Genomic DNA, 25,162 nt, shown 5'->3' on the forward strand with positions numbered 1-25,162 from the left:
CTCACGATCCTCGATGGTCGTATTCCCGTGCGCTCCGCCGACGGCCTTGTGCGGAGTCTTCCGAGGGCCATCTGGCTGGGGTTGCTGGGCCCCTCCGGTCGGGTGGTGGGACATGCAAAAAGGGCCCGCTCTTGACGGGCATGATTACGGCCATGGAAAGAAGGGAAGCAGGTATCAGTTGACTGCGCCGGGGAGTGGTGGGGCCTTGGCGTGGGCATAACGCCATGGCGCAGATCATCATCTCTCGGGGGGAGTGAATTCGCAGATGGCCCTTATTTCGCTGGTGATCTCGGCTGCCGCGCTCGTAGGTGTCTTGATATCCCTTGTGTATCAGTCTCGGCAGACAAGGTATTCCCGAGAAGAGAACATGAGGGCCCATCATCGGGAGCTGTTAGGGATGGTCATCCAAGATCCTTCCCTGCGCGTCTGCTGGGGCGGCACTATGGACGGCCTGCCGGAGGAAAAGGCTCGTCAGATCACTTTCGCCAACATGATCGTTTCTTGGTGGCAATCTTCCTATGTGGTCAAGGACGTCACAGATGGGCAACTGTCCCTGAATCTGGAATCCTTCTTCCGGGGGGAAATTGGCCGGGAATATTGGGCCCTGAGTCGAACCGGGTGGAGGGACTTGGCGGAGGCTACACGTTCCGCAAGGAAAAAGCGTTTTGTGGAAATCGTGGATGCGAAATATGAGTCTGCGGTTACGCCGCGTTCCTGAAGCTTGTCCCGTAAACGATCTCCGTACCTTCCGCGACCAGTACCCCTGTCTGCTGGTCCGGACGTGCGGCAGACTTCGGGCAACAGACACGGCCGGGGGGATGGGGAGGGCGCATAGAACACATCAGTGAGTCGTTGACGGGCTGTGGTCCGTCGGTGCTGGACGCGCTTGGCATTGCTGGGTGGACGGCAGGTCGCAAGATCGCCACTGGGAACTGGACACAGCAACTGACAGCCGCTGGGTTCGAGCTCAATGACGCGGCGGTCGGGGTCTGGGCCGAGTTCGGCGAGCTGACGATCAAGAGCTGCCCCGCTCGCGTCCCTGCCTCGTCACTGCGCATAGACCCCGTCGACGCCTGCGTGGACGCTGTCGCGGAAGCGTCCAGGCTGAGGCACCGATACGCAGAGAACTACAGCCCTCTGGGTATGTGGTCGGTCCAGTTCAGGTCGTACATCGCGGCCAGCGGGCGCGTCGTCGCCGTCGGGCCGAACTTCCTCCGGCCCCTGGGGTCGACCTTCGCGGAGACGCTGGCCTACGTGGTGGACGGCGATGCCGGCGTCAATCGCGCAGAACAAGCAGACTGGCTCGCCAACTGCCCCACCGGCAGATGAGGCGATCTTGCGGTGGCTGGAGTGAGTGATACGGCGTCGGAGCCGTCCTGGACGGCCCCGTTCGCCGGGCTGAGCCGTCGTCAGTTCGGCAAACCCATCACGGCGTTGCGACGCGAGCGCATCGACAAGGTCCGCATTGGCCGGCCATGGAGCCTGCCGCTGGAGGGCCGGGTGCTGCTGGTCGCCACGTACTGGCGGACGAATCTGATGCTGCGGCAGTTGACGCCGCTGTTCCGGGTGTCCCAGTCGGCCGCCGACCGCATCATCGGCGACCTCGGACCCGCGCTCGCCCTCCAGCCGCGCAAACGGTTCCACAAGGACGCCGCGCTGATCGAGGACGGCACCCTGGTCCCACTGGGCGGATGAGGAAGGCGACCCCGCCGGCACCAGCCTCCTCGCCGATCCCCACCAGGCTTTCCCGGACGCCGCGGACAGTCCTGCACCAGCGGCTGCACCGACAGCAAAGCCTTCAACTACCCAACGCTGTGCACGACTTCGTCACCACCAAGGACGACCCCGTCCCCGTTCTCCCACCACCCCGCGAGCGAGAGGCCGATCGTCGCCCACCCTGCCACTGCGTCAGACAAGCAGTATGCCGCTACCAGCGAACCGGCTTGACGATTCTTTGACCTTGACCCCAGACTCCACCTGCAACTCCATACCACCGAAGGAACTTTCGAATAATGAAGAGATTCGCGCGGCCCCGTACCGGCGCCGCAGCGGTTGTGTCCGTTCTCGCCCTCGCCCTGGTCACCGGCTGCTCCGACAGCGGCTCCGGGTCGGGTTCCGATGACAAGGACAGCGGCAAGGACTCGGCCGCCGCCGCGAAGCCCCTCAGTGACAGCGAGCTGGGCAAACTGATCATCACGGCGGCCGACGCCAAGGGCTTCAAGGTCAGTCCGGCCGACAAGGCCGACGCTTTCGCCGCCTCCAAGAAGGACGTCAAGGTCGTCGACGAGAAGTGCGCGCCGCTCGCGTACGTCCTCACCGGCTTCGCTCCGGGCGACTCGGTCTCCTACGTGAACCGCATGGCCCAGGAAGACCCGACGGCCAAGGCGAGCGCGTCCCCCACCAAGGACATGGAGGACATGTCGCCGGAGGAGCTCGAGAAGGCGCTGGGCTCCGTCACCGACGCACTCGGTTCGACGATGACCATCGTCTCGCTCTCCTCGTACGAGGGGGACGGCGCGAAGGAGACCATGTCGTCGGTCTCCGGGGCGATCGAGGGCTGTGGCGGCGGGTTCACCGCCACGGGCGCGGACGGGCCGCAGAAGTTCTCGAAGGTCGTGGGGGAGAAGGCCTCCGGGAACGGTGACGAGTCGGTGGCGTTCGCGGTGACCGCTGACGCGGAGGGATCCCCGCTGACCGTGCACGCCGAGGTCGCGCGTCACGGCTCCACCGTCGCGACGTACTACTCGCTCAGCCTCGCGGCCCTGGCTGACGACGGCAAGGCGACGACCGCCTATAGCGTGCCGCCCGCGCTCATCAAGGCCCAGACGGCCAAGCTCGACTGACCGGAGCCCGGCGGCGGGGCGGGCTCGGTCGACCCGACCACCCGCCCTCCCGCCGGGCCCCCGCGGGTAACCCTCGCGCCGCCCACGGTCGGCCACCACCGAGCAGCTGGTGACGCTCCTGACCGCCTGCGGCATGCGGCGCCATCGCCGTCGTGGTCATCGGCTCCGACCGACAGATCGTGGGGGCCCGGCGTGAACGACGGTGTAATCGCCGCGGAGCACCTGGGCGCGCTGGGTCCCTCCGGCTACCTCGTCGACTGTTCGCGCGCCGCACCCGTCGACCCGGCCGCCCTGCGGTCCACCCTGGCCTAGGGCACCATCGCGGGCGCCTTCATTGACGGTTACTTGCGGGCGACGATGATCGACGGCGACCTTCGGCATTCGCCTGGACCGGGAACCCGAGGCGGACAGGGACACCGGGCGAGTACAGGACACTGACCGGGGCGTCACCGGGTGTGACGATGCCGGCCGCCGGAAGCAGGTTCTCCTCGCACGTGATCAGCTCGGCGCGGTACAGGGGCCAGCGCGGATGGTCGTTGGGGAGAAACTCCGAGCCGCCGAAGAACGCGTTGTGCATACCCCACCGGGCGGTGAGAAAGTGCTCCAGCTCGGTGGGCTCCTCAATGCGTTCCCCGGTGCGCACGGTGATCCGGCTGTACGCCCCAGTAGGGCCGGGCCAGCGACGGGAGCTCGAGTACGCGACGGTGCGGCCGCCGGACCGGATGTCCATCCGCGACCACAGATACGGCAGCCGAAATCCGAGACGCCCGATCAGCACCGGCATCAGCCGCGCCGCGTCCATCGAGCGGAAGACGACCCCGCGCCGCCCCTGCGCATCGACCGAGTAGAGCCGCACGTTGGTCTCCGGGAAGGACCCGAAGTACGGCATCCCGGGCAGGCGCAGCAGCCCGACCTTGTGCATCCGAAAGGCGACGAGCCCCACGTGAGCAGCCCCGTGATGGGTGTCGGGAACGGTCCCGCTCGGCAGCAGCCCGGCAACGGCGTCAGGTTCGACGGCCCAGTGGATGAACGTGACGTCGAGCCACCACTGCGTGAACAGGGGACGGTCCACGGATACGGGAGCGTCGGGCGTGACCGAGGCGGGCGATTGCACGCCACCAGAATGGCAGAGGCACCCAAATCCTGTGATCAGTCCGCACGCCGAACAGGCTGAGAACCCTTTCCGAGTGGTGCGGTCGCCCGTCGGAGAACAGCCGGGTCATTCCAAGGGTTTCCGCTCGTACTGGAAGGCCGGACTACCGGCGCATCCTGTGAAGGAAGCGGCCCGATGGCCGTGACTCCCAGCGCAGGCGCGCACCGGTGGCGCGGGCAACCAGGCGCAGGTGCGGTCCTGTGTTGCCCGTGTACCAGATCGCCCGGTCCGAACGGGGCCACGCGTAAGCCGGAACCCCGTCGTCCAGCAGGGATGTCAGCCGGGGCTCCTCGAGTGACAGAGCGGAGTACGCGTAGAGCGCGGACAGCCGAGGGGCGATCAGACCGTAGTCGAGCGAGCGGGCGAGGGCGTGCTCGTCGAGGATGGCTTCCTCGACAGGCACGGCCACGGGGTAATCGGACGGGAAGGACCGGCCAAGGTCCAGGAACATCCGGACGGTACGGCTGCGAGGGTCGGCCAGCATCGGGCCGAGCACGGCCAGTGGGCCGAGCGCGAGTCGGGGACGGACCAGCATCGCGTGGGTGAACAGGACACGGAGCAGTGCGACGTTCATCATGAACCGCTCCACCTGGAGCTCCGTAGCCGCCAACTCCTCGTGCTGCAGATAGCCCGCGACGATGCTGGCGTTGTGTGCGCGGTACCAGAGGCCGGGTGCCGGAGTCCGGATGAAGTCGAGCCAGAACTCGACACTGCGGGCGCTGGCAGTGCCGGCGACGCCGTCGGTCAGCAGACGAGCCTCGGCCTTGTCCCGGAGCAGCCGTTCGTTGACAGCACGCCACCAGGGGCTTCCCGGCGCATCGAAGGATTCGGGCGCGAGCACCCCGCGAGCACGCGACCAACGAGTGAAACTCAACTCGGCGTTGCCGTAAGGACGGAGTGCGTCGGAGCCAAGATAGAAATCCCGTGCCAGGGCGAGACGGTCGGCGGCACTGTCTCGTACAAGTGCCACCTGTTGCTCGGCGCGTGAGGCCGCGTCAGTCACGACTGCCCGATCGGCTCGCAATCATTCGAGAACCCCAAGAATTCCAGGACCGATGCCCTCGCGAACATCGGCACATACGTACACAGAAAGCACAGGACGACGGTATCGCGGCTCACGCGATTCGCATCGGCATCTTGGCCTCCTGAGTCCCGCTGAGCGTCGCCCCGTAAATGATCTACGGGTGTTGGCCGGCATGCTCAGCCGCCGGGTACGGCGGCGGTGGCGGTCGAGACCGACGCTGTCCAGCGCCCCTTCGCTGTTACTGTCGCGCCATGTCCAAGATCGAGATAGACCTGGTGACAGCTGAGTTCTTCGATGCCTTTGACAATCGGGGCGGCAAGGCCGCGGACGTGGCCCGGATCCGTCGGCTGGTCCTTCCGGGTGGCGTGATCGTCAAGACGGGCCCGGAGTTCACGGTCTACACCGTGGACGAGTTCATCGAGCCGCGCCAGCGGCTGCTGACCGACGGTCGGCTGGTCGAGTTCTCCGAGTGGGAGACCTCTGAACGGACAGAGATCGCGGGCGATATCGCGTCGCGGTTCGGCGAGTACCGCAAGTCCGGGATCTTGGATGGTGCGCCGTTCGAGGGAGACGGGACCAAGACCATCCAGTTCGTCCGCACCTCGGAGGGCTGGCGGATCGCAGCGTTCTCCTGGTACGACCAGCCCTGACTCGGGCTGAGAAGGTTGGTCGGCCCGGAAGGGGTCTGCGGCGCGCGCCGTGGGGCTTCGTCACCGGCTCCGGGCGGAACTGCTGGCCGACACGCTGCTCTGGGAACGCGAGCAGGGTCTGGACCGGGCAAGACGCGCAGGCCTCAGCGCCCAGCGCGAGCGCGAGTTGCTCGACGCTCTTGGGTCGCCCGCTGATTGCGCCACGCCTCACTGAGCTGTCAGGGCTTGGGAACCCGTCGGTCCGTTCAGCCCTTTCGCTCCTGTCCGATCCCAAGGCGCCCCGCTCAACCCTGTTCGCGCCCTGGTGTTGAAGGTGCTGACGGCGGTACCGCCGAAACATGTCCCTACGGCGGCCGTACCCGAGTGACCTGTCCGATGCCCGGCAACAGCGGCCTGATCGTCACGGAGCTGCGGCGGTCATAGCGGCAGCCAGCCGGGCCGTCGATCAGCTGACATGTGCGGCGATAATCCGTGCGCACTCCATCGACTCGGCGTGTGTGGTGTCCACCTCCAGGTCATAGACCACGCCCCGGTGGACCACATCCGCCTGGGAGGCGGCCATCCCGATGACCCGATCGCCTCGTGCGACCTCACGGCCTGCGGCAACCGCACTGTCACACCGGACGCCGACCCACAGCACCCGCAGGTCGCGCGAAGCCTTCTGCCATCGCTGCTGCGAGTCCGCTCCGCCGAGGAAGACCTCGTCGACGATGACCCGTGCGCCCGCACGGGCCATCGCGGTGATCCCCTCGATCCATGCCGCTTCCAGCGTCCGGAACTCCGGCCCGACGATCACCTCTCCGTCCGGAGCGAACTCGATCCCCGCGTCCGACGCCTGCATGGACCCGGGCATCGCGTCAACCAGCGTGTCGGTCCCGAGAGCCAGCCACGGATCCGGCAGGACCGCCTGCAGACACCGGGCGATCCCGGACTTCCCCGAGCTGGAACCACCGTTGAGAACGATCACCTCAGTCATCACCGCGCCACAGTAGAGGCACCGCGCCAACCCTCGAAACGGATTTCCGCGAACGCTGCCCGTCTACAACAACCCGGTGAACGGACGACGCTGGACGGCATCCTCTGAGCAGTGTGTGTCGTGCTCTCTGCGGCCGATCGGATGACTGGTTGGTGAGGCAGACAGGGTGAAGCCTGTTGCGGGCCTATCCTGTGGCGCATCCGGACCTTTTCCCCTGTTCTGTCCGGACTTTTCGTACTGATCCGGAAGGAGTGTGAGGGTGGCGCGTCTGTCCGGCATCCGTGGCCTCCTGCGGGTTCTCCTCGCTCTGTGCCTGTCGGCAGCGCTGCTGGCCGGCTGCAGTTCCGGAGGTGGCGGGCCGGTGACGCTCAACTGGTACAACTTCCCCGATGATTCGGGTGCGTTGGCCAGTGCGGCCGATGTCTGTTCCAAACAGTCCGGTGGGCGCTACCGGATCAGCTACAACAAGCTGCCCCGAACCGCGGACGGGCAGCGCCAGCAACTGGTGCGCCGGCTGGCCGCCGAGGACGACACGGTCGACATCATCGGACTGGACGTCACCTGGCCCGCCGAGTTCGCGGAGGCCAAATGGATCCTGCCGTGGACCGGGGACAACCGCACCGCGGCCACCCGGGACACCCTGGAGGTCCCGCTGCAGACGGCCACGTGGAAGGGCCGGTTGTACGCCGTCCCTTACAACACGAACACCCAACTGCTCTGGTACCGCAAGGACCTGGTCCCCACGCCGCCCAAGACCTGGGCCGAGATGATCCGGATGGCCGACGCCCTGGCGAAGCAGGGCAAGCCGCACTACGTGGAGATCCAGGGCGCGCAGTACGAAGGACTCACGGTCTGGTTCAACACGCTGGTGGAGAGCGCCGGCGGCTCCATCCTGAACGCCACCGCCACGGCTCCCAAGTTGGGCCCACCGGCCGTGCGCGCGGCCTCCATCATGAAGGACCTGGCGACCTCGGCCGCGGCCGACCCGTCCCTGTCCAATCAGATGGAGGACCAGAACCGGCTGGCCATGGAGTCCGGAACCGCCGCCTTCGAGCTCAACTACCCCTTCGTGTATCCCTCGATGAAGGCCAACAACCCCGAGCTCTTCCAGCAGTTCCGGTGGGCGCCCTACCCGGGGGTCGAACAGGGTCGGCCGGCCAAGCCCACCATCGGCGGCATCGACCTGGCCATCGGCGCCTACTCCCGTCACTCCGCGTTCGCCTTCGAGGCGGCGCTGTGCCTGCGGAACCGACAGAACCAGCTGACCGCGGCGCTCGAGGGCGGGCTCCCACCCACGCTCCGCTCGCTCTACTCGGACCCCGCTCTGGTCAAGAACTACCCGTTCGCCTCCACCGTTCTGGCGGCCCTGGAGAACGCCAGCATCCGGCCCAAGACCCCCGCCTACCAGAACGTGTCCATCGCGATCTCGCACACCCTGTCGCCGCCGAACGGGATCGAACCGAGACCGGACGTGCAGAAGATCAGTGACCAGATCGAGGACGCCCTCGCCTCAAAGGGGCTGATCCCATGACCCAGTCGGCTCCGACCGCCCCTCAGGACGCACCGGCAGCCAAAGACAGGCGCGCTCTGTCCGAAGGGGCCCGGCAGGAGCGCCGGTTGGGCTGGCTGTTGTGCGCACCAGCCGTGATCGTCATGCTCGCCGTCACCGCCTACCCCATCGCCTATGCCGTCTACCTCTCACTCCAGCGATACGACCTGCGCTTCCCGCAACAAGCGGAGTTCGTCGGCCTCAGCAACTACAGCGCCGTACTGTCCTCGGAGTTCTGGTGGCAGGCTCTGTGGGTGACGGTGTTCATCACCGTGGTCTCCGTGGCCGTGGAACTCGTCCTCGGATTCGCCCTGGCGCTGGTGATGCACCGCACCATCTTCGGCCGCGGGACGGTTCGTACCGCCATCCTGATCCCGTACGGCATCGTCACCGTGGTCGCCGCCTACTCCTGGCAGTACGCCTGGACCCCGGAAACGGGCTACCTGGCCGATCTCCTGCCCTCGGGCGACGCTCCCCTCACCGAACAGTGGCCGGCCATCGGCCTGATCATCCTGGCCGAAGTGTGGAAGACCACCCCGTTCATGGCCCTACTGCTGCTCGCCGGCCTCGCCCTGGTGCCGGAGGAGACGCTGCGCGCGGCCCAGGTCGACGGCGCCGGAGCCTGGCAGCGCTTCTTCCTGGTGACCGTCCCCCTGATGAAGCCGGCCATCCTGGTCGCCCTGCTCTTCCGGACCCTGGACGCCTTCCGGATCTTCGACAACATCTACATCCTCACGTCCGGCGCGCACAACACCGGCTCGGTGTCCATCCTCGGCTACGACAACCTCTTCACCGCGCTCAACCTCGGCATCGGCTCGGCCATCTCCGTACTCATCTTCCTGTGCGTGGCGTTGATCGCCTTCGCCTTCATCAAACTGTTCGGGGCGGCCGCGCCCGGCTCTCAGGAAGGGGGACGCTGATGTCCGCCGCCGGACGACGACGGATGACGGGGTGGGCCCTGGTCAACATCATCGTGATCGTCTATGCCCTGTTCCCGGTCTGCTGGATCATCTCTCTGTCCTTCAAGGACCCCAGCACCCTCACCGACGGCAGCTTCATCCCGACCAAGTGGACGTGGGAGAACTACCGGGGGATCTTTCAGACCTCCGAGTTCACCCGCTCGCTGATCAATTCCATCGGCATCGCCCTGATCTCCACGGTGATCGCGGTGGTGCTGGGCACCATGGCGGCCTATGCCGTCGCCCGGCTCCGGTTTCCCGGCAAGACCCTGCTGATCGGCATGTCGCTGCTGATCGCCATGTTCCCGCCGATCTCGTTGGTCTCGCCGTTGTTCAACATCGAGCGGATCATCGGCATCTTCGACACCTGGACCGGGTTGATCATCCCGTACATGACCTTCTCCCTGCCGCTTGCCATCTACACCCTGTCGGCCTTCTTCCGGGAAATCCCCTGGGATCTGGAGAAGGCGGCCAAGGTGGACGGTGCCACCCCGGCGCAGGCGTTCCGGCTGGTGATCGCTCCGCTCGCGGCGCCGGGCGTGTTCACCACGGCGATCCTGGTGTTCATCTTCTGCTGGAACGACTTCCTCTTCGCGATCTCGCTGACCTCGACCTCGGCGGCCCGGACCGTGCCGGCGGCCATCGCCTTCTTCACCGGGAGCAGTCAGTTCGCCCAGCCCACCGGTTCGATCGCCGCCGCCGCCGTGGTGATCACCATTCCCATCATCGTCTTCGTGCTGCTCTTCCAGCGGCGCATCGTGGCCGGGCTCACCTCCGGAGCCGTCAAGGGCTGACCGGCGGCAGCCGTTCGTCAGGACAAGAAGGACCGACCGTGGCAGAGATCGTTCTCGAAGGCATCACCAAGCGCTACCCCGATGGTGCGGTGGCGGTGAAGGACGTCAACCTCAGGGTCGGGGACGGCGAGTTCGTCATCCTCGTCGGTCCCTCCGGCTGCGGCAAATCCACCACCCTCAACATGATCGCCGGGCTGGAGGACATCACCGAGGGCACCCTCCTGATCGACGGACAGGTCGTCAACGACAAGACCCCGAAGGACCGCGACATCGCCATGGTCTTCCAGAGCTACGCCCTCTATCCGCACATGAGTGTGCGCGACAACATGGGTTTCGCGCTCCGGCTGGCCAAAATGGACAAGGCGACCATCCGCGAGAAGGTCGAAGAGGCTGCCCGCATCCTGGACCTGACGGAGCATCTGGACCGCAAGCCCGCCAACCTCTCCGGCGGTCAGCGCCAACGGGTGGCGATGGGGCGTGCCATCGTGCGCGACCCCAAGGCGTTCTTGATGGATGAGCCGCTTTCCAACCTGGACGCGAAGCTCCGCGTCCAGATGCGCACCCAGATCTCCCGCCTCCAGCAACGCTTGGGCAGCACCACGGTCTACGTCACCCACGACCAGACCGAAGCCATGACCCTGGGCGACCGGGTGGTGGTGATGCGCGGGGGAGTGGTGCAACAGATCGGGACCCCGCAACGCCTCTACGAGCAGCCGAAGAACCTCTTCGTCGCCGGGTTCATCGGTTCGCCCGCGATGAACTTCCTGCAGGCCACCGTGGAGGAAAGCCGCCTGCGCACTTCGGTGGGCGACCTCGACCTCAGCGACCGACTGCGCCGCACCCTCGAGCGGCACGACGCCCCCAGGGAGCTGATCGTGGGGCTGCGTCCGGAGTCCTTCGAGGACGCCGCCCTGGTGGACCAGGGCAGGGTCGGATCGGGTACGACCTTCAGCGTGGACATCGATGTGGTCGAATCCCTGGGATCCGATGTGTACGCCTACTTCACCGAGGACGAGTGGCAGCCCACCGCCACCTCCGAACTCGCCGAGCTCGCCGCCGACTCGGGGGTGACCGACACCGGCGCGGGCGGGCACCAGATCGTCACCCGCCTCAACGCCTCCACGCAGGTGCGCGAGGGCAGCCGAGCCGAACTCTGGGTGGACACCTCCAAGATGCACGTCTTCGACCCGGCCTCCGGGGTCAACCTGACACTGTCCGACGAGCCTGCCGACTGACCCCTCGGAGGGAGATGTGTCGGCGCGACCGCTGAACTGCGGGGTCGGCCTGGCCGGCATCTGAAGGGCCGTCCAGATTTTCGAGATCTGTGTGAACCGGGACGGCGTCGATTTCCGTATCCACCGAGGGGGTCCGCGACAGGGCGGAATCCTCGGTCTAGTGACATCGTGGGCGCCGGTCGTGAGTGCGGCCGCGCAGCGATGACGGGGTATGGGGGAAACGATGGTGGCCGCTGATTATCAGGTGCAGAGAAGCACCGTGCTTCCGGTCGAAGCGGCGCGGTGGGCGCTGTGGACGTTCGTCGTCGTCAACGTGGTGACAGTTGAGGTCTTGTTCTTCAACGCTGGTGCCGGAAAGAACGGGGTGCTCACCACCGCCAAGTTCTTCGGGCTGCACGCCGCCTTGATGATGCTGTTCCAACTGCTGCTGGCGGCCCGACTGCCGTGGCTGGACCGCCGCATCGGCATGGACCGCTTGACGGTGTGGCACCGGTGGGTCGGATTCACTCTGCTGTGGACCGTCCTCACCCACGCCACGTTGGTGGTGCTCGGTTTCGCGACGCTCGACGACGCGTCGATGGCGAAGACGTTCCTCGCGCTTGCCGGGGTGCCTGCCTCCCTCCTGGGGATGCTGGCGGCCGGTGTCATCGTGGTGATCGCCGCAGTCTCCACTCGTCAGCTTCGACAGCGGCTTCCCTACGAGATCTGGCACGGACTGCACTTGCTGCTGTACGTGGCACTGGGGCTGTCGTTCGTCCACCAGCTGCTGGAGACAACGACCTTCACGTCCTCCGCGTTCGCGAGGGTCTACTGGTGGGCGTTGTGGCTGTTCGCATTCGGCGCCCTCCTCGCCGGGCGGATTGTGGTGCCGGTGTGGCGCAACGCCTACCACCGGTTCCAGGTGGCGGCCGTGACGCCGGAGTCGGACAACGTCGTGTCGGTGCACGTGACCGGCCGCCACCTCGACAAGCTGCCCGCTCGGGCCGGCCAGTTCTTCATCTGGCGGTTCCCCGGGCACAACCACTGGTGGCCGGCGAATCCCTTCTCGCTGTCGGCGGCACCCAACGGCCGCGGACTGCGTCTGACGGCCAAGGCGGTCGGCAGCGCGAGCACCGGCCTGCGGCATCTCCCGGTCGGGACCCGCGCGTACCTTGAGGGTCCGTACGGCGCGTTCACCTCTCTGCACCGCACGCGGCCCGGGGTGCTGCTGATCGCCGGCGGGGTGGGCATCACGCCCGTTCGGGCACTGCTGGAGGAGGAAGACGCCGGCGATGTCGTCGTGCTCTACCGGGTCCGTAGTGAGCGGGACGCCGTGCTGGTCGACGAGGTGCGCGCACTCGCCGCCGCCCGCGGCGGGCGGCTGCACCTGCTCACCGGCCGGACGCGGCAGGGGGCGTCGCCGTTGAGAGCCGACAGTCTCCTCGCGCTCGTCCCCGACATCACCGAACGCGACGTGTATGTCTGCGGCCCGCCCGCCATGACCTCGGCCGTGGTGAGCGGCCTGCGGAGTCTGAAAGTTCCCCGCCAGCAGGTGCATGCCGAGAAGTTCGGCCTCGCCTGAGACCTGATCCGCAGCGCGGAGACGCAGAGGGCGGTGTGCGAGCACTCCAGGGCCGGTCGGGCCGGTCGGCCTGGATCGGATAGCCGAGCCTTCGCGGCGGCTCGATGGGTGGAGAGGGGGTGGCCGCGGTGCCCGGACGGGCTGTCGTCCCGGCACCGCGGCCGCCGCGTCACTCTTCGTCGCGCAGCCGGGCGGCCAAGGCCGTCAGCGGCTCGGTGTTCGCGGTGTGACCCAGGCTGGTCAGGTGGGACACCGCTGCGTCCAGGCGGGTGAGGGCAGGGGCGGGGCGCTCCAGGTAGATGCCCTCCACGGCACCCGCGAGGCGGACGCACTCGGCCCACTCGTCGGCACGGTCGTCCTCCGGTCCCGGCTCACCGAGCAGGGCGAGGGCCCTCTCCAGGGCGGCCAAGGCGGCCTCGTACTCACCGGCGTAAGCGTTGACCCGCCCGTGTTCGTAGGCCAGCGCAGAGTCCAGGGAGCGGCCGCGGGCCTCGTACCCCGCCTCGCGGGCCTCTTCGGCGATCCGGCCGGCGTCGGAGAGGAAGGCGAGGGCGTCGGCCAGGTTGTCGGCGCCCTGCTGCTGAGCCTGGTGGCGGGCGAGTTCGCGCAGGCAGCTGCTGAGCTGCTCATAACGCGGTGCCCGGGCGTGGGCGGCGAGTGCCTGGTCCGCGGCCTCGCGGGCCCGGCTGAACTCGCCGGATTCCCCGAGGAGGACAGCCGTCTCGGCGGCGATCATGGCGTGGCTTCCTGGGTCGTCGTCCCAGCCGGCCGACTCGGCCGCGAGCGCGACGAGCTCTGCCATGGCGGCCTTGAGGTCCTCGCCCGCGTGCAACGCGCGGGCCCGTGTCAGGCGCAGCTGAGCCACGAGCCGGTCGTCCAGCTCTCCGGCGGCAACGTCCGGTTCGGCCATGAGGGAGTCGAGCAGAGCTATGCAGTCTTCGACGCGGCCCAGGTCGAGGCTGAGCTGGGCCGCGTTGCTGTAGGTGCAGAACGCGTTCGTCCGGCTGCCGTGGCGCATGTCCAGCTCCGCCGAGCGCGTCAGGTGCCGCAGTGCCTCGTCGAGCCGGCCCAGGTGCATGCACGCCTCGGCCAGATCACCGTGGAGGCGGCCGGTGTCGACCGCCTCGGCCGGCCAGTCGGCGGCCTGTCGCAGACCCTCGGTCAGGTTCGCGTGCGCGGCCTCCGCGTTGTGGAGGCCGAGCTGCAGTCGGCCGCGCAGTTCAAGCGCACGGGGCAGGTGCCAGGCGGGGCCGTGGGCCTTCAGCCGGTCGAGGAGGTTGTCGACGTCGGTGACCGCGGCGGGCAGGTCGCCGGAGAGGGCGTATGTGCCGGCCCGCAGCAGCAGCGCGCCGGAGATCTGCCCGACGACATCGTGCCGGGTGGCGAACGCGAGCAGCAGGTCCACCTCGGCGAAGACCGGCGCGACGTTCTCCTCGCTCCCTGACGTCTGCAGACGCAGGCCGAGCGCGGTCGCACGCAGCCGCAGCAGGCGGGCCTCGTGGACGGGTGTGAGGCCGGAAGTCTTCTCGTGCAAGCTGACCATGGACGCGTGGGCGGCGGTCAGCGCGGCGGCCTTCGCCTCAGCCCCGTCTTCGACACTCTTCGCGTCGGCGAGCACTGCGCAGGCGCGGGCGAGTGCCGCATGACCGGGCGATGCGGCGTCGTCGTACAGGCCAGCGGCCTCCTCGTAGAGGGCGCCGGCGACGGCGAACCCGTCCTTCTCACCCGTCCGGCCCGCCTCGTCGGCCAGCAGGTCCGCGCGGAGCCGCACGAGCGGGCCCACCTCCGGGTCGTCGGGGTGGGTGTAGTCGCGGGTGGCGGCGAGTGTGCGCAGCCGAGCCCAGCAGGCTGGTGCGTCCGGGTGTCCTTGCTCGTCCAACGCCCTTGCCTGGAGGATCATTTCGGTCAGCGACTCGGGTACGGCGGCGGCGGTACGGGCGGTGGGCGCGACGACCGGGACGGCCGTGGCCACGTCGTCGAGGCTGCGGGTGCGCAGGGTCAGCTCCAGCGATTCCAGGAGCGCGGCACGGTCGACGCGGGCCCTGCGGCGGTCGCTGTGGGCGGTGGTTCCGTTGCGCGTGTCGAAGCGGGCGGCGAGGTCGTCGGCGCGGGTTCGCACCTCGGTGCGCAGGCCGGCCACCGTCCAGGTGCGGCCCGCGTATCCGGCGGCCGGCAGTTCGCCATGGCCGAGGAGCTCGACACGCTGGAGGAGAACCTCCACGCCGGTGAGGAAGTCGAGCAGTTCCCGCGGCGAGTCCACCTCGTCGAACAGCCCCCGGTTCTCGGCGAGCAGCTCCAGACCACGTGCCTCGTTGCCGGTCAGCGCGCAGAACTCCAGGTGACGGCCGACCTCGCCGGACATCGAGGGGTTGCGGCGACAGCCGCGGTAGCCGGCGAGGTGCAGCTCGATGGCCCGGTCGATGCTGCCGGTACGCAGCAGAGGCAACAGCGCGTGCGAGATGGAACGGGCCGGCTCCTCCTGGCAGGAATCCTTCCCGGCCAGGACGGGCTCCCAGACGCGCAGAGCCCGCTCGTCGTCGCCCGCCGCGAGGTGGTACAGGGCGCGCTCGCAGATCTCACAGGCCTCGCAGTCGCTGAGCCGGGTGCGGGCGCGGCCCGCCCACAGTTCGAAGGCGAGGGCGGTGTCCTCACCGACGTGGGCGGCGAGTTGGTACGCCTGTCCGTAGGAGGGCTGGAGGCCGAGGCCGGCCTTCTCGTACCGGTCGCGCATCTCGGTCTGCCACTGGTGCAGGCTGGTCAGCGGTATCTCGGGCAGCGCGAGCAGGGCGTTGGCCACCCACTTGAACCGCCAGAACAGCATGTGGCGCAGGCGCTCGTCGAAGACGTCGGGCTGCTCGTCGAACAGAGTGAGCAGACGGGCGAAGACGACGGGCGACTTCCGGGGTTCGGAGCCGTAGGTGTACGCCTCCTGGAGTTCGAACAGCGCGTGGATGAGCGGGACGGGCTCCTCGAACTGCTCGGCTGCCTCGACGAGTTCCTCGGCGGTGACGGTGCGGGTGCGCCCGTAGGGGCGACGGTCGTTCTCCTGGAGCGCCTGGTGCAGCTCGTCTGTGCTCTGGGGATGGGGTGCGGTAGGCATCGTCAGCTGTCCTTGCGGAGGGCGTGGGCGAGAAGGTCGAGGAAGGAGCGGTTGATGAGGCTCGATTCGGCGGGCCTGAGCGGGCGCCGGGACAGCATCGCGGCCTGCCCGTAGAGGGCTTCGGCGCTGGTTCGGGCCAGCTCGGGCTCGCCGATGGTGACGGCGGTGCGAACCAGCGGGTTGAGCTGGTTGAGGATCAGCTGTGCCCGCGGAGCCTCCTGGCGCAGGGCGCCCAGGATGTCGCCCCATACGCCGCCTTCCTGCTCACGGGCGAGCTGGGAGCGGGTGCGCTCGTGCCGGGCCTCGCGGCTGTCGACGAGGAGGGCGGGGGCGGAGGCGGGCTGGAAGGCTCGCAGGGCGACGTCGCAGTCGAACACGGCAAGGGCGTCGCGGGCCTGGGCGAGGTAGGCCGCGGCGGCCAGTTCCGTCTCCCGGTCGACGGGGTCGAGGTGAGCGGTGAGGGTCGCCGGGTCGAGGTCCGCGACGCTCGCCTCGGGCCTGATCTCGGGCAGCCGGTGGACCAGTTCACGGTCGTAGGTGTAGCCGCCGTTGACGACGCCGAGCCCGGCGGCCGAGGCTATCGCGGCGACCTGCCGGAACTCCTCCACGCTCGACGTCACGAGCACGGTGCGGTGCGTGCGCGCGAACTCGTCGAGAGTGGCGTGCCCGTCGGTGGTCTCGAACGGCAGCCACGGCAGCAGCATCCGCAGGATCTCGTCGTCGTGCACCGCGAGGGACTTCACGGCCAGGTGGTGGACCTGGAGGAAGCGGGCGAGCAGATCCGGGTCGCTGGCGGCGGCCCGGGCGATCCACGCGCGTAGTCGCTCGGCGAGGGCGTCGCGGACGGCGGCGAGGGTGTCGTCCTCGTACAGGGACTCGCGGGACGCCGTCGGGCGAAGGCTCTCGGCGTCGACGACGCAGCGGACGAAGAACGCCCACTCGGGCAGGATCTCCTCGGCCTGCTCCGACAGCAGCATGCCCTTGACGTGCACGCGGTGTCCGTGGCGGCGCCCGGCCGGCACCGTCTCGGGCAGCACACAGGCGATGCCCTTCAGGCCTACGGCCGGCAGGTCCAGCTCGATCGTGTCCAGCGGCGTGAATCCGAAGACTTCCTTGCCGTAGGCGGCCAGGGCACGCGAACGGGCTCCCGGCGTGGGATACGTGTCTGCCCAGGGTGCGGGCTCGGGGTTGACCGGTGCGGCCGGGCCACTCGTGCTGTCTTCGAAGGTCACCGGGTGGCGCAACAGGGAGCCGAAGTGCCGGGCCAGCGCGTGAACCTGTACCGGCCGGGTCCACTCGCCGGCGTCGGCGCGCGGCGTCAGCGTGACGGTGGTGCCGGGCCGGGGGCGGGCGGAGGCGGGCAGGGTGCGGACGGTGTAGCTGCCGTCGCCGCGTCCCCGCCATTCCACGGTGGGGGCGTCGGAGGTGCGGGCGGAGCGGCTCAGGACGTGGATCTCGTCCGCGACCAGGAAGCAGGAGAGCAGTCCGATGCCGAACTGGCCGATGAAATCAGCGCGTTGCTCGGCGATCCTCTCGGCGCGCTTGCTGCTGCGGCCGATCGTGGCGAGGAAGGTGTGCACGTCGTCCTCGGTGAGACCGACGCCGTCGTCCTCGACGCGGACCACCGAACCGTCGGCGTAGAGGCGGATGCCGAAGGCGTCGGCCGGGGCGCCCGGTTCGAGGGAGTGCCGGGCGGTCAGCGCGTCCACCGCGTTCTGCAGTAGTTCGCGCAGGTAGACGCGGGGGCTGGAGTAGAGGTGGTGGGAGAGGAGGTCGACGAGGCCGCGCAGATCCACTTGGAAGGTGCGGTCGTTGGCGGCGGGGATCGAGGCGGTGTCGGGCAGTGTCATCGGACAGTCCGGAGGGGGAGAGATGGCGGGTGGCGGACGGGACCGGGTTCGGCCTGCGCTCAGGCGCGGCGATGGTGGACGGCGAACTGCTTCTCGGGCTCCGCGAAGTAGGTCCAGGGCCGCCCGGTGTAGGCGCCGTCGAGTGCCTGGAAGACGCGCCGGACCGTGTGGCGCTCACCGGCCAGGGACAGGGCCATGGCGAAGACGCTGAAGTCGTGTTGCCAGCCCGGGCGACGCAGGTAGGCGGGGTGGAGGATGCTGTGGTCGGCCACCTTCCGCAACTCGGCCTGGACCTCGGGGGTTTCGAGGCAGTCCGGACGATCCGACTCGACCCAGTCCTCGATGTGCGCCGTGGCGATGACGCAGCCGAGGCGGTGCCCCTGCGGGGCGCGGGTGAGCGCGTTCCGGGCGAACGCCAGGGCCTGGCCGGGATCGCCACCCCACCGGGGCTGCAACTGCGACACCCACTCGACGTGGGTCTCCAGGTCCAACGGGTCACGGCGCAGGGCGGCGTCGAGCCGGGCCTCGTTGACGGCGGGGCCCAGCGACATACCGCGGCCGGAGGTGAGGAGCCGGCGCCACGGCGTGACCCAGTCCGGCCGCAGCTCGGCGGCCTCGAGCAACTGCTCCTCGGCGATGAGGAGCCGCTCACGGAAAACGCGCCACTGCTCCTGCTTGACGTTCACGGCGAGCGCGCTGGTGCGCGCCTCCCAGCCCCAACTGATGTGGCGCGCCCCGGATATCAGCAGGGCCGTCGCCCGGTGCTCCTTGTCCTCCTCGACGGCCCGGCCGATCCACTCCTGCACACCGTCCAAATCGGCCAGCTCGGCGAGGACTTGGTGGTCGCGGCCGAGATGGAAGGGGGCCAGCGCTGCCTTGACCGCCGCCCAGTCACCCGCGTCGGCCGCCTCCACCAGTGCGAGCACCCGCGCGTCGCCGAGCGCGCGCAGCGTGTGCGTTCCGTTCCTGTGCCTGCGCAGCACGGGGAGAGCGTGCGGATCCGTCGCCGGCCTCTCCGCACCCCTGCCGAAAAGCTTGCCCCACATGCCGCGCCCTCCCATGGTCCTGCATGATCATTCGGTGCAGCATAAACGGCCCTGCCGACACCGCTTCCACAGTTTTTCCACCGGCGCTTCACGGGCCCGAGCCCGCTCCTTGTCCGCCGTCCCGTCCCGTCCAGTCGGCTCGCTCGTCCGGTCCTTGCCGGCACCTGTACGACTCCGGCTTGTGATCGCTGGCATGGGCTCTCGCGGACGAGGAGGAGGACGCGGACGCGGATGTGTGGATGGGACGACCCAGCGGCGGGTGCGGCCTCGCCCGGCGACGACACCTTGTGGGGTGTGAACCGCTGCAGGAGGGCGCCGGGTCCGGGGTCAGTTCCGTGGTGTCGGTTCTGTGCCGCTCCAGCGGAGTGTGACGTCGAGGTGGGTGCTCGCACTGACGCTCGTCAGGACCGCGCCGAGTTTGGCGTCCAGGACGACGCCGAAGGTGACCTCCACCTCGTCGGGCCGTTGAGCGATGTCGCGGAATTGGCCGATCACCTCGGAGGCGGCGGAGGTGATCGGCGTCAGTGCCGCGCGCAGGCTGCTTCCCGCGCTCTCCAGACGGGTTCCCAGGCTCACGGCGCCGGTGCCCGTGCGGGCGGGTGCGGCTACGAGGACGACGGTGCCGTCGTCGAGGGTGAACTGGATGGCGTCCGGCATGAAGGCTCCTGGATGGATCAGGGGTGGCTCGGGGGGCTGCAGAATGGTCCGGGCGGCGGCGGGGATTCGGGGTGCGCGTATCCGAGTTCCTTTTGGACCCTGTTGAGTGCCTCTAGCAGTGGGGTCAGGTCTTTGCCGTTCGTGGAGTCCAGCACCGCTCGGTAGAAGGCGGCGGACACGTCGGGATCCATCGCGTCGGCGGCGCTGAAGCAGAGCGTGTAACGGGGGGAGCGGAGCAGTGCGGCTATCCGGCCCTGAGTGGCGTTGTCGTACTCTGTCACCCTGTTGTCGGCGGAGAGCGCGAAGCCGGGTTCGTTCACCCAGGCCCGTTGGGCCTGCGCACTGGCCAGGTACGTGAGGAACTCGTCGGCGCTCTTGTTCCCGGTGAACTTTCCGACGAAGTCCGCCGAGACCTGCAGGGCTTCACGAGAGGACGGTACGTAGGTGTACCCGTCGTCCCTCACCTGGGCCGACTCGAAAGCCATCGCGGACAGGGCGCCGTGGCTCAGGGAACACCCCCTCGTGGTCATTTTTTCGGCGGCGGCGCGGAAGTTGAACGTGGCCGCGCCCTTGCGAGCACCTGCGACGAGGTCCCCCCACGCGGTCCACGCATCCTCGACGGGCCCCTTGTGCCACTTCGCGTCGCCCGAGGCCCAGGCGGTGTACGGGCCAACGCCCTTGTCGGCGAGCAGAATGTCCGCTATCCAGTCGGCGCCGGGCCAGCCGGACGTCGGACCGGACTCCAGCCCCAGGCACCAGCGGTCGGAACGGGCCCGAAGAGCGGTCCAGCTTCCGGGAGGCTGCGGGGTGACCCTGGCGTCGTACCAGATGAGGCTCTTGACGTCGGCCTTGACGGGGACGGCGTAGACATCCGCGCCGTTCATGCCGAGCCCGCGGAAGGGCTGCACGTAGGCGTCCGTGTCGACGCTCAGCTTCCAAAGCGCCCCTTCCTCGCGGTACTTGGCGATCGCTCCCACGCTGGGCAGCACCGCCAGGTCGGGCTTCGCGTCCGCGGCCACCGCGGCGTCGAGCTGCTGGGTCAGTGCGCGGGTCACCTGCGGTTCGACGTCGATGTCGTGATCGCGCTCGAAGGCCTTGACGACCGCGTAGAACGCCTTGAACTCGGTGCCGGACCAGGGAACCATGATCGTCACCTTGGCCTTCTCCGGTTCGCCGCACGCGACCGGCGCCAGGAGCAACCCGAGGACCAGGGCACAGCGTTTGAGTGGTGCCGTGAGTCTTCTCATGAGCGAGGGAACCTGTACTCGGCGAGACGGGGACGATAGGCCAGATATGCGAACGCACCGGCGGCGGCGAGCACGGGCAGCGCGATTGCCCCGGTGAGAGTGTCGGTCGTGCACATGGTGAAGCCGATCGACGCCGTGGCCAGCAGGGCCACGACGAGCGCCGGGCTGGGATAGCGCCGGAAGCGCCGGGCGACGATGTAGCCGGTCGCACAGACCAGCAGCAGCATGACCGCCACCGGTCCGATGAACAGGGGCCAGAGGAGACCGGGGCTGCGCCAGCCCGAGCTGAGCTGGTCGTGGCGGGCATCGGCCTCCAACTCCTGTAGATCCCTGAGCGATTGCCTGAGACCGCCGGTGAAGGGGACCGCAGTCTTGCCGTCGTACTCCGGCGCGTCGTCCAGTGCGTCGCGCGCCCTCGCCATGCCCGGCGCCCCGTCGAGGACCGCCGTGTTGGCCATCTGCACACACGTGGCCAACTGGCCCTGGACGAACTGGATGTGGCTCAGCCCCCGCTCTCCGGCCGCGTTGCCCTCCGTCGCCGACGTGAGGTGGGAGGCCACGCGGGCGGCGGCGTTGGCGAAGTCGGTACCGGTGCTGGTCAGGTCGATCGCCCTGGCACCGGAGACGGCGTCGAGAGCGTCGTTCGCCTTTCCTGCCTGGTCGTACGCCGCGTGGAGGTGCCGGATGGCCGTCGTTGTGCGGTGAGCGGCGGCGACCTGCTCTCCGGTCCGGTTCGCCACCGCCAGATACAGCAGTGCCGTCACCGCCACCACGCCCAGTACGCCCGCCCTGAGCCACCGCAGCACTACGATCGGATGAGGCACACGCGACCGCACGCCGGTCACAACCCGTCCACCGGCTCACCGCCCACACCCGCATCCCCGAACCGATGCCCGCACTCCTCGCAGAACTTGGCCGTGGGCGACGCCGACGTCGCTCCGCACCGTAGGCACGCGCGCGGCAGACCGGGGTCGAGGGGCGGGAGGTCGTGCGGGTCGACCGGTCGGCTCACGGTCTTGGTCGAGTCGACACCGATTCCCAGTATCTGGCCCCGGGCCACGTCCCGCCGCACCCGCAGCCGGGCGTCGGGGCCGCCGGTCGCCACCGCGCGCAGCAGCCGCAGGCGCGTGGTGTCCCGGAGGGATTCCGCGAGGCCGATCGCGAGGCGCAGTTCGCGGTCCGCGCGGTCGAGGTCTCCGCGCAGATGGGCGTCGGCGCAGGCGCGCATGGCCATGCCGAGTTCGCGTTCGTTCTCGACGCGGGTGAGGTCGGGGGAGCGGGCTATTCCGAAGCCGGGTGTCGAGCGGCGGCGTACGACCATGGCCGCGGTCTCGGAGCAGGGCCGACGGGTTCCGTCGGGGAACTCGGCGTGCAGCGTGACCCGGGCGGCACGCAGGGTCTCGTCGACGGTCAGGCTGTCGGGGTCGACGCCGAGGGAGATCTGGTACTGGCGGGTCTCCGGGGCCCAGGAGCCCAGCGGGATGTGTGTCTCGCCGTCACGCTGTTGTCGTGCCGTCAGTTCGGCCTCGACGGGGCGGGTCTGCCGTACGAACGCGAGCTGAAATCGGCTGTTGAGACGCAGGCCCAGATACATCCGGGCTACGACGATCCGCAGTGCCTCGCGCATCAGGCGGGTGAAGTCTTCGGTGAGGTCGGAGATGGTGACGACGGCCTCGGCGGTGCCGTGCAGGGCCTCGGTGACGCGGAGGAGTTCGGTGTAGTGCCAGTCGTCGCCCAAGCCTCTTGCGTGGCAGATGAACTCGTCGGTGCACGTCGTGAGGATCTCACCGAGCTGTTCGGGTGTCTCGTGCTCGTTCTTGCCGTCGGTGTAGAGCACTGCGTGGCGCACCGTGCCGGGGGACTCCACGGAGGCGAAGAGGCGGCGGGCGCCCGCCAGCCACTGGCCGATCGCCGTGCCGCCCTCCGCGAGTTGGCCGACGACCCGGATTTTGGCGTCCTCCCGGGTCCGGGCGTCGACGCGGGCCAGGCCGCCGGTCGTCGGGAAGATCACGTCGGCTTGGTGGTTGCCCGCGACGATCCCCAGGAGGGTGCCGTCCCGAAGGGTGTCGATGGCCGCGCACATCGCGCGTTTCGCCTCGTCGAGCTTGTGGCCGGACATGGACAACGAGCGGTCCATGATGAGGATTTCGGCACTCGGAGCCTGCTCGGCCGAGCCCGTCGCGGAGCGTGCCGTGACGGTGATCAGGGCATCCGCGCGCCGCTCGTCGTAGGGCAGATCCGAGGGCGCGTCCACTTCCAGGATGAAGCTGAGCCCCAAGGGTGATCTGTCCCCCACCGGCACCACCCGATCGTGTCGCTGCGTGCTTCCCTTACGGAGCGCACTCGCCTGCTCGACGGAACGTGTCAGGAGCTTAGCCTGCTCGACCCGGCTCCGGAACGGGAATGACCCGTTCTGCCACGCTTCCCCGGCTATCTCCATCTCAGCGCCGGACGCAGCCGGTTCGCCAGGTCCACCAGTGCGACGTACTCGCGCTCGGTCGGCGCGTGCGGGCCGAGGGCGCGGATCGCGTCGGACAGCTTCAGCCGGTCGTGGGTGAGCAGGAACTCCGCGTACTGGATTTCGGCACGCAGCGCGGCAGCCGCCGCCTCGTCCACGTCGAGGCCAGGCAAGGCCGCTCTGGCCCGGGCCACGTCGTCCTCGGTCGGCGCCGGGTGGCCCGGCTCGGAGAGGACCATGACGCGCAGGCGTACGGCCGCCAAGCGCGCCTCGCGCTCGTAGCGGAACTCCTCGGCGAGCTGTTCGGCGATGTCCACCGCCTTAGCGCGCTCGCCGGCCAGCAGCAGGACGCGGGCCAGGCCGAAGCCCGCCGCACCGAGCGCGGGGGTGGTGTCGAAGACCGTGCCGTAGTGGGACCGCGCGAGCGCGCGGTCCCCGCGGAGCTCGGCGCACAGGCCGAGGGCGAGCTGCGGTATCAGCTCACCGGGAAGTGCCCTGCGCACCTGGGTGAGCACGATGGCGGCCCGCTTGGGGTACCCGTCGGCCAGCGCGATCAGGCCGCAGTACCAGTCGTGCAGCCAGTGCCAGTCGTGCAGGCCCGCCGCCGCGAGCTGTTCTGCCGCCGACGCGGCGTCCTTTCTGCGCAGGGCGAGCCTGCTCTCGGCCAGCGCGCCGTCGGCCGAGCCCGTGACGCCCGGGTCGTCGGGATCGGACAGGGGGGCCGGGAGGGCGGCCGCGACGTCACCGGGTTCCGGGGACGAGAACGGCGCGGGCATCTTCAGCAGTGCCCGCTCGTCCGCCTGCGCCTCGACCCAGTGGGCAAGGGGCCGGGCCGCGCCCAGCCCGCCGTGCAACGGTTCGGGCGCCGAGCCGAACAGAGCGGAGGGACGGGCCACCTGACGATGCGTCGGCGGAGCCGCCACGACCTGCCGGATGACACCGCTGAGCTGTTCCGCGAACTGACGTGCCGACACGAACCGCCACCACGGCCGCTCCGGGTCCGTGGCACGGTCCAGAAGCAGATGGAGCGAGTCGACGCCCGGTACGGAGCGGTCCGTCCAGCGGGAGCGGCAGACCTCGCGCAGGGTCATGCCCAGTCCGTAGAGGTCGAAGCCGGGGGTGGGACGCAGATGCTCCGGATCGGTCTCCGGCGGCGCGTACGCCCGCGTGTACGCCACCACCGGCCCGGCGTCCTTTGTGTGGCTGCGCACCGCGCCGAAGTCGATGAGCCGCACCCGGTCGAGCGCGCCCGCAGGGCCCTCCTCGCGGAAGCGGATGATGTTCAGGGGTTTGACGTCGCAGTGCAGCAGGCCCCGGGCGTGCAGGTAGTCGAGCGCCTGGAGGACGCGGACGCCGTGCGCGAGGAGGGTTTCGAGGCGGTCGCCGTCGCGGGCCGAGAGCGGTTCGCCGGGCACGTATTCGAGGACGAGGTGCGGCCCTTCGGGCTCGTAGCCCAGGATGCGGACGATGCTGTCGTGCCGGAGCCCGACCAGGACGTCCCGTTCGTGCCGGGCGGTCTTGGCGACCGACTTGTGGAGGGCCTTGAGGACGACGTCGGTCGCGAGATTGCGGTCGTGGGCAAGGTAGGCGGCGCCGTACGCACCCGAGCCGACGACGCGTGTGACGTCGTAGCGATCGGCGATGGTGAGTCCGTTGGACTGGGCGAAGTCGAAACGGGTGCCGCAGTGCGGACAGAAACCGGCGGTCCGGCCCGGCTCGCCGTCGTGGCCACGGCCGGCCGGCTGCCTGCAGGAGGGGTTGGGGCAGAAGCGGTGCGACTCGGCGACCGGGTCCGACGAGCTCAAGGGTACGTCCCGGACCCCCAGGGCCTGATCGGAGTCGACCAGGCCGAGGCCGTACCAGGGGTCCGGGCGGACGTGCGCCACGCCGACGCTCGCGCCGCCTCGCGTCGGCGGTTCCGGTTCCGGGGCGCGGTCCGCCGAGGCGGCGGCGTCCCGCGGCAACGGCTGCCGGTCGCACACGTCGCAGAAGCCCTGTTCGTCGATCGTGCCGCGCCCGCAGTCGGGGCGGTTGCACATCTGAGGGCTCGTGCCCACGTG

Annotated in this window: 20 protein-coding genes and 2 pseudogenes; 11 read left to right on the forward strand and 11 right to left on the reverse strand. The window is 69.1% G+C overall.

The genetic code is table 11. The features are described 5' to 3' along the window. The first annotated feature begins 265 nt into the window (after window positions 1-265). The 4 genes and pseudogenes from ABZX90_RS36305 to ABZX90_RS36320 all read left to right on the forward strand — a co-directional run bounded on the left by ABZX90_RS36305 (window position 266) and on the right by ABZX90_RS36320 (window position 2,843). Window positions 266-718: a DUF6082 family protein gene (locus ABZX90_RS36305; RefSeq protein WP_355212199.1), complete on the forward strand. Its 453-nt coding sequence runs from the start codon at window positions 266-268 to the stop codon at window positions 716-718. 155 nt (window positions 719-873) lie between these two features. Then, window positions 874-1,329, forward strand: coding sequence for an SUKH-3 domain-containing protein (locus ABZX90_RS36310; RefSeq protein ID WP_355212201.1), 456 nt, complete (start codon window positions 874-876; stop codon window positions 1,327-1,329). A 12-nt stretch (window positions 1,330-1,341) separates the two neighbouring features. Next, window positions 1,342-1,683, forward strand: a pseudogene (locus ABZX90_RS36315) (transposase family protein); the annotation flags it as partial. A gap of 329 nt (window positions 1,684-2,012) precedes the next feature. After that, on the forward strand, window positions 2,013-2,843 hold the full coding sequence (locus ABZX90_RS36320; RefSeq protein WP_351130934.1) for a hypothetical protein: 831 nt from the start codon (window positions 2,013-2,015) through the stop codon (window positions 2,841-2,843). A 331-nt stretch (window positions 2,844-3,174) separates the two neighbouring features. On the opposite strand, the gene ABZX90_RS36325 is transcribed toward ABZX90_RS36320, so the two are convergent. Together ABZX90_RS36325 and ABZX90_RS36330 are read right to left on the reverse strand one after the other, a co-directional pair. Further along, window positions 3,175-3,957: a DUF2071 domain-containing protein gene (locus ABZX90_RS36325; protein ID WP_355212204.1), complete on the reverse strand. Its 783-nt coding sequence runs from the start codon at window positions 3,955-3,957 to the stop codon at window positions 3,175-3,177. A 142-nt stretch (window positions 3,958-4,099) separates the two neighbouring features. Next, window positions 4,100-4,837, reverse strand: a complete 738-nt coding sequence (locus tag ABZX90_RS36330; protein ID WP_355212207.1) for a hypothetical protein — start codon at window positions 4,835-4,837, stop codon at window positions 4,100-4,102. A gap of 434 nt (window positions 4,838-5,271) precedes the next feature. Here ABZX90_RS36330 and ABZX90_RS36335 point away from each other — a divergent pair, with 434 nt between their 5' ends. Then, entirely contained in the window at window positions 5,272-5,670 is a 399-nt protein-coding gene (locus tag ABZX90_RS36335) for a DUF4440 domain-containing protein (RefSeq protein WP_351130930.1), read from the forward strand. After that, window positions 5,669-5,884 (forward strand): annotated as a pseudogene (locus ABZX90_RS36340) (oxidoreductase); the annotation flags it as partial. The gene ABZX90_RS36335 and the pseudogene ABZX90_RS36340, both read left to right, overlap by 2 nt. 231 nt (window positions 5,885-6,115) lie before the next feature. Here the strand turns inward: ABZX90_RS36340 and cpt are convergent. Beyond that, window positions 6,116-6,646 carry a chloramphenicol phosphotransferase CPT gene (gene cpt, locus ABZX90_RS36345; protein WP_355212210.1) on the reverse strand — a complete coding sequence of 177 codons (531 nt, stop codon included), beginning with the start codon at window positions 6,644-6,646 and terminating at the stop codon, window positions 6,116-6,118. A gap of 259 nt (window positions 6,647-6,905) precedes the next feature. Between cpt and ABZX90_RS36350 the strand changes: the two genes are divergently transcribed. From ABZX90_RS36350 to ABZX90_RS36370, 5 genes are all read left to right on the forward strand, one after another. Then, a complete protein-coding gene (locus ABZX90_RS36350) occupies window positions 6,906-8,177 on the forward strand; it encodes an ABC transporter substrate-binding protein (RefSeq protein ID WP_355212213.1) in 1,272 nt (423 codons plus the stop codon). Continuing rightward, window positions 8,174-9,115, forward strand: a complete 942-nt coding sequence (locus tag ABZX90_RS36355; RefSeq protein ID WP_355212216.1) for a sugar ABC transporter permease — start codon at window positions 8,174-8,176, stop codon at window positions 9,113-9,115. The genes ABZX90_RS36350 and ABZX90_RS36355 overlap by 4 nt, the downstream gene beginning before the upstream one ends. Continuing rightward, the gene (locus ABZX90_RS36360; RefSeq protein WP_351130925.1) at window positions 9,115-9,948 is read left to right on the forward strand and encodes a carbohydrate ABC transporter permease; all 834 of its coding nucleotides are present in this window, start codon (window positions 9,115-9,117) and stop codon (window positions 9,946-9,948) included. The genes ABZX90_RS36355 and ABZX90_RS36360 overlap by 1 nt, the downstream gene beginning before the upstream one ends. Window positions 9,949-9,986: 38 nt before the next feature. Then, window positions 9,987-11,183: a sn-glycerol-3-phosphate ABC transporter ATP-binding protein UgpC gene (ugpC, locus tag ABZX90_RS36365; protein ID WP_351130924.1), complete on the forward strand. Its 1,197-nt coding sequence runs from the start codon at window positions 9,987-9,989 to the stop codon at window positions 11,181-11,183. 244 nt (window positions 11,184-11,427) lie between these two features. Further along, on the forward strand, window positions 11,428-12,744 hold the full coding sequence (locus ABZX90_RS36370) for a ferredoxin reductase family protein (RefSeq protein ID WP_351130923.1): 1,317 nt from the start codon (window positions 11,428-11,430) through the stop codon (window positions 12,742-12,744). Window positions 12,745-12,913: 169 nt separating this feature from the next. Here ABZX90_RS36370 and ABZX90_RS36375 read toward each other — a convergent pair whose 3' ends face one another. From ABZX90_RS36375 to ABZX90_RS36410, 8 genes are all read right to left on the reverse strand, one after another. Continuing rightward, window positions 12,914-15,844 (reverse strand): hypothetical protein, encoded by a 2,931-nt coding sequence (locus ABZX90_RS36375; protein ID WP_355212221.1) that lies wholly within the window; start codon window positions 15,842-15,844, stop codon window positions 12,914-12,916. Between the two features lie 2 nt (window positions 15,845-15,846). Further along, window positions 15,847-17,694 carry an HSP90 family protein gene (locus ABZX90_RS36380; protein ID WP_355212224.1) on the reverse strand — a complete coding sequence of 616 codons (1,848 nt, stop codon included), beginning with the start codon at window positions 17,692-17,694 and terminating at the stop codon, window positions 15,847-15,849. Window positions 17,695-17,753: 59 nt separating this feature from the next. Further along, window positions 17,754-18,740 (reverse strand): hypothetical protein, encoded by a 987-nt coding sequence (locus ABZX90_RS36385; RefSeq protein ID WP_355212227.1) that lies wholly within the window; start codon window positions 18,738-18,740, stop codon window positions 17,754-17,756. A gap of 327 nt (window positions 18,741-19,067) precedes the next feature. Further along, a complete protein-coding gene (locus ABZX90_RS36390) occupies window positions 19,068-19,397 on the reverse strand; it encodes a CU044_2847 family protein (RefSeq protein WP_351130917.1) in 330 nt (109 codons plus the stop codon). A 17-nt stretch (window positions 19,398-19,414) separates the two neighbouring features. Beyond that, complete coding sequence (locus ABZX90_RS36395; RefSeq protein ID WP_355212231.1) at window positions 19,415-20,644, reverse strand: ABC transporter substrate-binding protein; 1,230 nt, start codon at window positions 20,642-20,644, stop codon at window positions 19,415-19,417. Continuing rightward, entirely contained in the window at window positions 20,641-21,468 is an 828-nt protein-coding gene (locus tag ABZX90_RS36400) for a hypothetical protein (RefSeq protein WP_351130914.1), read from the reverse strand. The genes ABZX90_RS36395 and ABZX90_RS36400 overlap by 4 nt, the downstream gene beginning before the upstream one ends. Window positions 21,469-21,485: 17 nt before the next feature. After that, the gene (locus tag ABZX90_RS36405) at window positions 21,486-22,922 is read right to left on the reverse strand and encodes a vWA domain-containing protein (protein ID WP_355212234.1); all 1,437 of its coding nucleotides are present in this window, start codon (window positions 22,920-22,922) and stop codon (window positions 21,486-21,488) included. A gap of 152 nt (window positions 22,923-23,074) precedes the next feature. Then, window positions 23,075-25,159 carry a tetratricopeptide repeat protein gene (locus ABZX90_RS36410; RefSeq protein ID WP_355212237.1) on the reverse strand — a complete coding sequence of 695 codons (2,085 nt, stop codon included), beginning with the start codon at window positions 25,157-25,159 and terminating at the stop codon, window positions 23,075-23,077. Between the last annotated feature and the right edge of the window lie 3 nt (window positions 25,160-25,162).

It is taken from the genome of Streptomyces sp. NPDC002935, from assembly GCF_040611295.1.
GTDB lineage: Bacteria > Actinomycetota > Actinomycetes > Streptomycetales > Streptomycetaceae > Streptomyces.